Origin of the sequence: Vibrio sp. B172a (assembly GCF_030248355.1) — a bacterium.
Taxonomy (GTDB): domain Bacteria; phylum Pseudomonadota; class Gammaproteobacteria; order Enterobacterales; family Vibrionaceae; genus Vibrio; species Vibrio owensii.
This window is the reverse complement of record NZ_JAHGAC010000034.1, coordinates 56665-66138: the sequence shown is the minus strand read 5'-3', so window position 1 is coordinate 66138 and position 9474 is coordinate 56665. Positions and strand designations below refer to the sequence as shown.

The 9474-nt window shown below is 46.3% G+C and carries 9 protein-coding genes; all 9 read right to left on the bottom strand.

The genetic code is table 11. The features are described 5' to 3' along the window. Positions 1 to 342: 342 nt before the first annotated feature. The 9 genes from KIT90_RS24325 to KIT90_RS24285 all read right to left on the bottom strand — a co-directional run bounded on the left by KIT90_RS24325 (position 343) and on the right by KIT90_RS24285 (position 9446). The gene (locus KIT90_RS24325) at positions 343 to 1332 is read right to left on the bottom strand and encodes a sensor domain-containing diguanylate cyclase (protein WP_285379111.1); all 990 of its coding nucleotides are present in this window, start codon (positions 1330 to 1332) and stop codon (positions 343 to 345) included. A gap of 224 nt (positions 1333 to 1556) precedes the next feature. Continuing rightward, on the bottom strand, positions 1557 to 1853 hold the full coding sequence (gene fis, locus KIT90_RS24320; protein ID WP_000462885.1) for a DNA-binding transcriptional regulator Fis: 297 nt from the start codon (positions 1851 to 1853) through the stop codon (positions 1557 to 1559). 23 nt (positions 1854 to 1876) lie between these two features. Beyond that, complete coding sequence (gene dusB, locus KIT90_RS24315) at positions 1877 to 2845, bottom strand: tRNA dihydrouridine synthase DusB (RefSeq protein WP_032803127.1); 969 nt, start codon at positions 2843 to 2845, stop codon at positions 1877 to 1879. A 139-nt stretch (positions 2846 to 2984) separates the two neighbouring features. Continuing rightward, a complete protein-coding gene (prmA, locus tag KIT90_RS24310; RefSeq protein WP_005440399.1) occupies positions 2985 to 3872 on the bottom strand; it encodes a 50S ribosomal protein L11 methyltransferase in 888 nt (295 codons plus the stop codon). 130 nt (positions 3873 to 4002) lie between these two features. After that, positions 4003 to 5346 (bottom strand): acetyl-CoA carboxylase biotin carboxylase subunit, encoded by a 1344-nt coding sequence (gene accC / locus KIT90_RS24305; RefSeq protein ID WP_005440401.1) that lies wholly within the window; start codon positions 5344 to 5346, stop codon positions 4003 to 4005. 14 nt (positions 5347 to 5360) lie between these two features. Beyond that, entirely contained in the window at positions 5361 to 5825 is a 465-nt protein-coding gene (accB, locus tag KIT90_RS24300; protein WP_045482542.1) for an acetyl-CoA carboxylase biotin carboxyl carrier protein, read from the bottom strand. Positions 5826 to 5885: 60 nt separating this feature from the next. Beyond that, the gene (aroQ, locus tag KIT90_RS24295; RefSeq protein ID WP_005428757.1) at positions 5886 to 6335 is read right to left on the bottom strand and encodes a type II 3-dehydroquinate dehydratase; all 450 of its coding nucleotides are present in this window, start codon (positions 6333 to 6335) and stop codon (positions 5886 to 5888) included. A 307-nt stretch (positions 6336 to 6642) separates the two neighbouring features. After that, positions 6643 to 8595 (bottom strand): acetate--CoA ligase, encoded by a 1953-nt coding sequence (gene acs, locus KIT90_RS24290; RefSeq protein ID WP_005428764.1) that lies wholly within the window; start codon positions 8593 to 8595, stop codon positions 6643 to 6645. 218 nt (positions 8596 to 8813) lie between these two features. Beyond that, positions 8814 to 9446, bottom strand: coding sequence for a 3'-5' exonuclease (locus KIT90_RS24285; RefSeq protein WP_005440406.1), 633 nt, complete (start codon positions 9444 to 9446; stop codon positions 8814 to 8816). Positions 9447 to 9474 lie beyond the last annotated feature (28 nt).

Sequence of the window (9474 nt, the reverse complement as noted above, 5' to 3'; positions counted from 1 at the left end):
CATCGCCAGGCTTTAAATTTGAAGAAGCCCACTCGAAAGAGTGGGCTTTTTTGCATTTGGAGTAAAGTAAATTTGATTACCAAGAACTCTCCTATAAAGACAAAGCATTTTCTAAAGCCTGTATATCTTTCCTGTTTACTAAATTGATCATGAGATAGTGCTAACGCACTACCTAGTTTCTCGAAATGTCACCACCTCTCACGCCTCTAGAACAGCCTTAAGCTCGTTGTTAAAACATATTGGGCATGCCTAGCCTCATACTAGATTTAGGCATAAGAGTTGAGTGTGAGCGTTTTAAGGGAGACGTGGGACGTGGATAGTATGGATGATAAAGCAAAGGGGTTAAGAAACCTTTTGGATTCTTAAGTTGGTAGAGTGCTGCAGTTTGACGTCAGGAATATTGCCATGATACAGAGTGACTTGATTACGTCCGGAGTGTTTTGAGTAATACATGGCTTTATCTGCGTTAACCATTAACTCTTTGGCGCTCAGTACTTGCCCGTCATATTCCGCGACACCAATGCTAACTGTTGTGCTGATTTCGATACCATCTACTTTGCATGGTGCGGTTTGGATCGCTTGTCTGATCCTTTCTGCTACCTCATAGGCTTGTATTGCGCTGGTGTTGGCTAGGATCACGGCAAATTCTTCCCCTCCTAAACGACCAATAAAGTCAGTTCCACGGATTGCACGTTGGCAAATCTTGGCCACATGATTGATCACTTGATCGCCGGAGAAGTGCCCAACCTGATCGTTGATCTCTTTGAAATGGTCAATATCAATCATGACGCAAGTTAGGGGGGGAGATGGGTGCGAATGCGAGCTCAGAGACCTATCTAGGCTTGTTAGGAATGCTCGGCGATTCATGACACCTGTTAATTCATCTGTCTCTGAGAGCTCTTTGAGGCGCCTTTCTAGCAGATGCGTTTTGGTGACATCACGCACGGACCAAATCACCAAGTTTTCATCACCTTGAATGCTTTCTACGGGTTTAATGATCGCTTCAAACCACGTTTCTTCTGGGTTCTCTAATGCTTCTAGTTCTTCTATTGGCATTAAAAGGTGGTCTTGTAGGGCGATACTGTATTTGACGACCTTAGGCTCGTTAGAGCGAAGCACATCGTTAATATAACCGATCAACTCAGCGGCTTTGCTCGGTGATAAAACATCGTTTAACGTGAGGTTGGTATAGCTTTGTGCATTGAAGTGTTTTGAATGGTAAGTGCCACCGAAACTTTCGATATAGCGGCCTTGTTCGTTGAGGATAAAGACATGATCAGGGAGGGTATTCAAAATGGCATGAAGCCAATCGTCCCTTTCTTTGTAAATCATGAGGTTAGTTCCTTTATCCAATGTAAGTCGTTGATTATATCTGTTTGTATTGAGTTCACAATCAATACTGATCACAGTTCAAAGTATCAGACTTGACTAATGTTTGTACAAAGGTGAAGGAGAAGCGTTTGGAAGAGTTGGAGTGTCAGTAGCTTGAAGCTAATAAAAAAGGCTTAGCCATTGCTGACTAAGCCTTTTTTACAAAATTACTGTATGAACTGATATTAGTTCATGCCGTACTTTTTAAGTTTTTTGCGAAGAGTACCGCGGTTGATGCCCATCATAGTTGCTGCGCGAGTTTGGTTACCGCGAGTGTACTGCATGATGGTATCTAATAGTGGCTGTTCAACTTCAGCTAGAACTAATTCGTATAGTTCAGTTACTTCCTGGCCGTTTAGTTGAGCTAGGTAGTTTTTAAGAGACGCTTTAACAGAGTCACGTAAAGGCTTCTGAGTAATCTGGTCTTGTGACGTTACTGTAGTTACTGTTAATGCTTCTGAAGTCAGATTTTGTTCGAACATATTCGGTCTAGCTCTTCTCTTAATTATGATGCAACGTTATCAAAATAACCCTCTAATGCCTCAAGCTGCAGCTCAGCTGCATCGATAGCATTGAAGGTACGGCGAAACTCACTCGCTTGTTCATGCTCTTTTAGGTACCAACCAACGTGCTTACGCGCGATACGTGGACCTAAGAACTCTCCATAGAAATCATGCAAAGCGTTAACATGACCAAGCATAATGGTTTTCACTTCCTCACTTGGAAGCTCATCCATTGTGGTGCCGTTTTCCAAATAGTGATGGATTTCCTGGAAAATCCAAGGACGACCTTGGGCAGGGCGTCCAATCATTAAAGCGTCTGCACCGGTGTACTCCAGTACAAACTTCGCTTTCTCCGGGCTATCGATATCACCGTTTGCGATAACCGGAATGGATATAGCGTGTTTAACCGCTTTAATGCTGTCGTATTCGGCCTCACCTTTGTACATACAGGCTTTTGTTCTGCCATGCAGTGCAAGAGCCTGTATGCCGCAGTCTTCGGCTAATTTAGCGATGTGAACACAGTTTTTATTTTCTGTGTTCCAGCCAGTACGGGTTTTTAACGTTACAGGAACGTCTACCGCGTCCACTACCGCAGTCAAAATCTCTTTGATGATGTCTGGGTACTGAAGCAGGGCAGAACCCGCCAGCTTCTTATTCACTTTCTTTGCTGGGCAGCCCATGTTGATGTCGATGATTTGCGCACCGTTTTCAACACTGAATTGAGCTGCATCGGCCATAAGCTGTGGATCGGAACCGGCAATCTGTACAGAGCGAATGCCCGATTCGCCTTCATGCACCATGCGCTGTTTCGACTTTGACGTTCCCCATAGTTTCGGGTTAGCAGACATCATTTCACTGACGGCCATTCCCGCACCATAGCGAAGACACAACTCGCGAAACGGTCTATCCGTTACACCAGCCATAGGGGCTACGATTAGATTGTTCTTAAGTTGATAGTTTCCGATTTTCAAAACGTCATCACAGTTCTGTACCAGCAAGGGCGCGCATTTTACGCATTTTTTTACTGCGTGAAAAGACTAATATTTGAGCATTTACAAATTGTTTTTGTAATTTGTATGAAATTCAAACAATTAGCCCTGAAAACCTTGTCTAGCCTTGCTTACGACCGGAGATACGACACCATTCGCTTTGCTCTGCGATTGGATCAATGTGAAGCTCATCACGGTAATAATTCGCTACGTCTTCTGCTTGAGTGTCTAAAACACCAGACATCGCTAGGTCACCATTTGGTTTAACCAAACCTTTAATGATAGGTGCAAGTTCACGTAATGGACCAGCAAGAATGTTAGCAACAACCACGTCAGCAATTAGGCCTTCAGGTTGGTTTTGAGGAAGGTACACTTCTAATTGGTCAGCAACACCATTGCGCTCTGCGTTATCGCGAGAAGCTTGAAGAGCTTGAGGATCAATATCGATCCCGATAACTTTGCCTGCGCCAAGTTTGATCGCAGCGATCGCAAGGATGCCTGAGCCACAACCAAAGTCGATAACCGTTTTACCTGATAGATCTAAACTCTCTAGCCATTCAAGACACAGTGCTGTTGTCGGGTGAGTACCCGTACCGAAAGCTAGACCAGGATCAAGCATAACGTTAACCGCGTCTGGTTCAGGAACATCACGCCAACTTGGACAAATCCATAGACGTTCGCCGAACTTCATAGGGTGGAAGTTTTCCATCCATTCGCGTTCCCAGTCTTTGTCTTCTAGCTGTTCTACTTTGTAAGCAAAATCGTCCGCTAGCATGCCGCTTGCTTTGATTTGAGTGATGATGAAGTTTGTATCTGCTTCTGCATCGTACAGTGCCAGAATGTCAGTATCGCCCCATAAGCGAGTCTCGCCAGGTAGAGGTTCGAATACGGGCGTATCCTGCGCGTCTAGGAATGTTACAGACAGCGCACCAGTCTCTTCCATTAGCATGTCGCCGATTTGCTCAGCGTTTTCATTGGTCGCGTTGAGTTTGATTTGAATCCAAGGCATTTGTTTTTGCTCTTAAAGTGAATGAAGTGGCGCAGAGTTTACCAGAACTCTACGATTTGTTTGAGTATAGACTTTATACAAAACAAAAATGCCCACAGATGTGGGCATTTATTATGAGGTTAGCAAAGGCTTATTGTAGGCCTAGCTTCTTCTCTAGGTAGTGAATGTTCGCACCACCGTGTTGGAAGTTCTCATCATTCATGATTGACTCTTGTAGAGTAACGTTAGTCTTGATGCCTTCAATGATCATCTCGCCTAGTGCGTTTTTCATACGTGCAATCGCTACATCACGGTTCTCACCGTAAGTGATCAGTTTACCAATCATTGAATCGTAATGAGGTGGTACTGTGTAGCCTGTGTAAATGTGAGATTCCCAACGAACACCCATACCGCCTGGGGCGTGGAAGCGTTCAATCTTACCTGGTGAAGGTAGGAAACGCTCTGGGTCTTCTGCGTTGATACGACACTCAATCGCATGGCCGCGGATCTTGATGTCATCCTGAGTGAATGACAGTGGCTGACCTGCTGCTACGCGTAGCTGTTCTTTAATTAGGTCAACACCGGTAACCATTTCTGTTACTGGGTGCTCAACCTGAATACGAGTGTTCATTTCGATGAAGTAGAACTCACCGTTCTCGTATAGGAATTCGAACGTACCTGCGCCGCGGTAACCGATTTCTAGACATGCACGTGTACAACGTTCACCGATGTACTTACGCATCTCTTCAGTGATACCTGGTGCTGGAGCTTCTTCAACAACCTTTTGGTGACGACGCTGCATAGAACAGTCACGTTCACCTAGGTGGATAGCGCCGCCTTGGCCATCAGCAATTACCTGAACTTCAACGTGACGAGGGTTCTCTAGGAATTTCTCCATGTAAACCATGTCGTTGTTGAATGCCGCTTTTGCTTCTGCACGCGTCATAGCGATAGCTTGAACAAGTTCCGCTTCAGAACGTACAACACGCATACCACGACCACCGCCGCCACCAGAGGCTTTGATGATTACTGGGTAGCCGATACGCTTAGCGTGAGCTTTGTTTTTGTCTTCGTCGTTATCTAGTGGACCGTCAGAGCCTGGTACACAAGGAACACCTGCTTTTTTCATTGCGTTGATTGCTGACACTTTGTCACCCATCATGCGGATGGTGTCTGCTTTAGGACCAACGAAGATGAAACCGCTGCGCTCTACTTGTTCAGCAAAGTCTGCGTTCTCAGATAGGAAGCCGTAACCCGGGTGAATCGCAATTGCACCCGTCACTTCTGCTGCAGAAATGATACGAGGGATGTTTAGGTAGCTGTCGATACCACGAGCAGGACCGATACATACTGTTTCGTCTGCAAGCAGTACGTGCTTAAGATCGCGGTCAGCTGTTGAGTGCACTGCCACAGTCTTAATGCCTAATTCTTTACAAGCGCGAAGGATACGAAGTGCAATTTCACCTCGGTTCGCGATGACTACTTTATCTAGCATAAGGCAAGCCCCGCTTATTCGATTACAACTAGTGGTTGGTCGAATTCAACTGGCTGGCCGTCTTCAACTAGGATTGCAGTTACAACACCTGATTTGTCCGCTTCGATTTGGTTCATCATTTTCATTGCTTCAACGATACATAGAGTGTCGCCAGCGTTTACGCTCTGACCAACTTCAACGAATGATTTCGCGTCTGGACTTGGAGAACGGTAGAAAGTACCAACCATTGGAGAAAGAACTTGGTGACCTGCAGGAACTGCTGCTGGTGCTTCTGCTGCCATTGCTGGTGCGTCTGCTACTGGAGCTGCCACTGGCGCAGGTGCTGCTACTGGAGCTGCTGCGTAATGAACTGGTGCTGGAGCAGATGCAGGGCCATTACGGCTGATGCGTACTGACTCTTCACCTTCAGAGATTTCTAGCTCAGCAATGCCAGATTCTTCAACTAACTCGATTAGCTTCTTGATTTTACGAATATCCATCTTTTCTTTCTCTTTTATCTTGTGATTAAGACAACCCCAAAGGGCTGCAGAGTGTTTGGTTTACTTTGCCTGCAATTTCGCGATTGCTGCAGACAGAGCGAATTCATAACCTTGTGCGCCCAAGCCACAAATCACCCCTTCTGCTTTATCAGACAGATAAGAGTGATGACGGAACGGCTCACGTGCGTGAACGTTCGATAGGTGCACTTCGATAAATGGGATGGCTACGCCAAGTAATGCATCACGCAGCGCCACACTGGTATGAGTGAAAGCTGCTGGGTTGATGATGATGAAGTCCACTTTGCCGTACGCAGCGTGGATAGCTTCAATCAGTTCGTACTCACGATTCGATTGCAGGTGTTCAAGTTCCACTCCAGAGTTGTGAGCTTGTTCAGTCAATGCATCAACAATCTGTGCTAGGGTGTTGTTACCGTAATGTGTCGGTTCACGCAGACCTAATAGATTAAGATTTGGTCCGTTTAGAACTAGAATCCGTGACTTTGCAGACATTATGTTGCTATCTTCCTTTATCGTGAGTGGAACGTTTATATTCCCAAATATACGATAATTCAGCACGATTTTTTTGTTAAAACCGAGCAAATTTTAAAAAATCGACCAAGATTATAGCTAATTCACAGCAATTAGCAGCAATTTACTGGTCTAATCTCCCAATAGCCCCCGCCGTTTCTGTAACCAAGTTAACAAAAACAACATAATTGCCACGTGCTTTCTGTGGTTTATTTTGCGTCCACGCACAAAAAAGCCACCATATGCAATGGTGGCTTTTAGGGCTAGCGTTTAAAACAGGGGCTGGGTGTTATGCCAGTTCTGCCTTCTCTGCAATTAGCTTGTCTACAACACTTGGATCGGCCAGTGTCGAAGTGTCACCTAGGTTGCTGGTATCACCCGTTGCAATCTTACGTAGGATGCGGCGCATGATCTTACCAGAGCGAGTTTTCGGTAGAGAGTCTGTCCAGTGCAGCACGTCTGGTGTCGCGATTGGACCTATCTCTTTACGTACCCAGTCTTTCACTTCTTTGTGAAGCTCGGCTGATGGGAATTCACCGTCATTAAGCGTGACGTATGCGTAAATTGCCTGACCTTTGATGTCATGAGGAATACCGACAATCGCTGCTTCCGCAATCTTATCATGTGCAACCAGTGCTGACTCAATCTCTGCGGTACCCATACGGTGACCTGAAACGTTCAGTACGTCATCTACACGACCTGTAATCCAGTAATAGCCGTCTTCGTCACGACGAGCACCATCACTGGTGAAGTACATGCCTTTGAAGGTAGAGAAGTAGGTTTGCTCAAAGCGCTCGTGGTCACCGTAAACAGTACGCATCTGACCTGGCCATGAATCAAGGATCACTAAGTTACCTTCTGCTGCGGTCTCTTCAATGATGTTACCCATGTTGTCCACTAGCGCAGGTTGTACGCCGAAGAATGGGCGAGTTGCTGAGCCTGGTTTCAGGTCTGTTGCACCTGGTAGTGGCGCAATCAAGATACCGCCTGTCTCTGTTTGCCACCAAGTATCAACGATAGGTGAGTTTTCATTACCGATAGTCTTGTAGTACCACTCCCATGCTTCAGGGTTGATAGGTTCACCTACTGAGCCCATTACACGCAAGCTTGAACGAGATGTTCCGGCTACCGCTTCGTTACCTTTTGCCATTAGTGCTCGAATCGCTGTTGGTGCAGTGTAGAGAATGTTTACTTGATGCTTATCAACCACTTCACTCATGCGAGCCGTGCTTGGGTAGTTTGGTACACCTTCGAACAGAATGGTTTTCGCACCGTTCGCCAGTGGGCCGTAAATTAAGTAAGTATGACCTGTAATCCAACCCACATCCGCTGTACACCAGAACGTTTCACCTTCTTGGTAATCGAATACGTATTTGAAGGTCATGGTTGCGTACACTAGGTAACCACCTGTGGTGTGCAGCACGCCTTTTGGCTTACCTGTTGAGCCTGAAGTGTAAAGAATGAATAGAGGGTCTTCCGCTTTCATCTCTTCTGGTGGACATACGTCAGAAACGACAGCCGTTGCTTCGTGCCACCAAACGTCACGGTGCTCGTGCCAATCAATGTCGCCACCCGTACGCTTTAGAACGACAACTTTGTCGATGGTTTTTACTTCTGGGTTTGTCAGTGCTTCATCAACGTTTTTCTTCAGTGGTACTGCGCGACCACCACGAACGCCTTCGTCAGCGGTGATAACGATTTTCGCATCTGAGTCGATGATACGACCGGACAGGGCTTCTGGCGAGAAGCCACCAAATACCACGGTATGAACCGCACCAATACGCGTACATGCCAGCATTGCGATAGCCGCTTCTGGCACCATTGGCATGTAAAGACAAACCACGTCGCCTTTGTGCACGCCTTGCTCTTTTAGTGCGTTAGAGAACTTACACACTTCTTTGTGCAGTTCATTGAATGTGAGGGTTTTGTCGTCAGCAGGATCATCGCCTTCCCAGATGATCGCGACTTCATCGCCACGCTCGGCAAGGTGGCGGTCAATACAGTTTGCAGATACGTTCAGCGTGCCGTCTTCGAACCAGCGAATGTCGACGTGACCAGTATCGAAAGAGGTGTTTTTAACTTGAGTGAATGGCTTAATCCAATCGACAACTTTACCGTGTTCGCTCCAGAAGCCTTCAGGGTCGCTTACCGACTGCTGATACATGGCTAGGTAAGTGTCATTATCCGCATGCGTATGGTTTTTAATATTTTCTTTTACCGGATAAACGTGGGCTTCGCTCATGGCTTCTCTCCTTGTGCCTTTAATTCTCGACCTTCGTCTTTTGTAGGGCTGTTTCCGTTCTTTAGTCTGTGATTCATCAAGAACGTTGCTGTGCATATAACTGTCAGTCACAGCGCGTATTTCCACAATTAGACTTTAGGATGAGAGTGAGGAATGCGCCGCGATATTGCTGAATTTAAAGCGAATGTGGGAGGTGGATCGAAAGCTGCGTATTGAACCTATTGGGTATAAGGCACGCTCAGGTTTGGTAAATCGCCTTTGGTTAGGCGCACATACACCAAAGCAGCGGATTTTGCGTCTTGTAGGGCGTCGTGTTTGTCTTGAATCGGTAGCTCGAGGTGCTTACAAATTGCATCAAGACTTAAGTCGAAGTAGGCGTTAGGCAAATGACGTTCGAGCTTGTCGTGATAAATCTGGCTTACTTCGATGAGTGGGTTAGGTAGTGGAAAGCCTAAGTGCCTCAGACAAGCGAGGTCGAGGATCTTTTTGTCATAGCGAATGTGGTAGCCAACCAAAGGACGATTGCCGATAAAGTCGAGTAGCTTGATGAGCGCTTCTTTTTCGCTGATGCCATCCACCAAATCTTGATGGCGGATATGGTGAATTTTTACCGAGCCTGAATCGAGTGATTGCGGAGCGCGCAGTCGAACTTCGAACGGTTTGCTGGTGATGATGCGGTTGTCGATGATTTTGGTCGCTGCGATGGTGACCAGCTCGGCTCGATTTGGGTCCAAGCTGGTGGTTTCGCAATCGAGAGAGACAAATTCGCCTTTTTGCGGCGAACAAAACAGTGGCTGATAAGGTGAGCCTTTCAGCTTGTAATGCCAGTATTTCCTTTGTAGCCAATTCATCCCTGTTACCTCTCGTCTTATTTGCCTA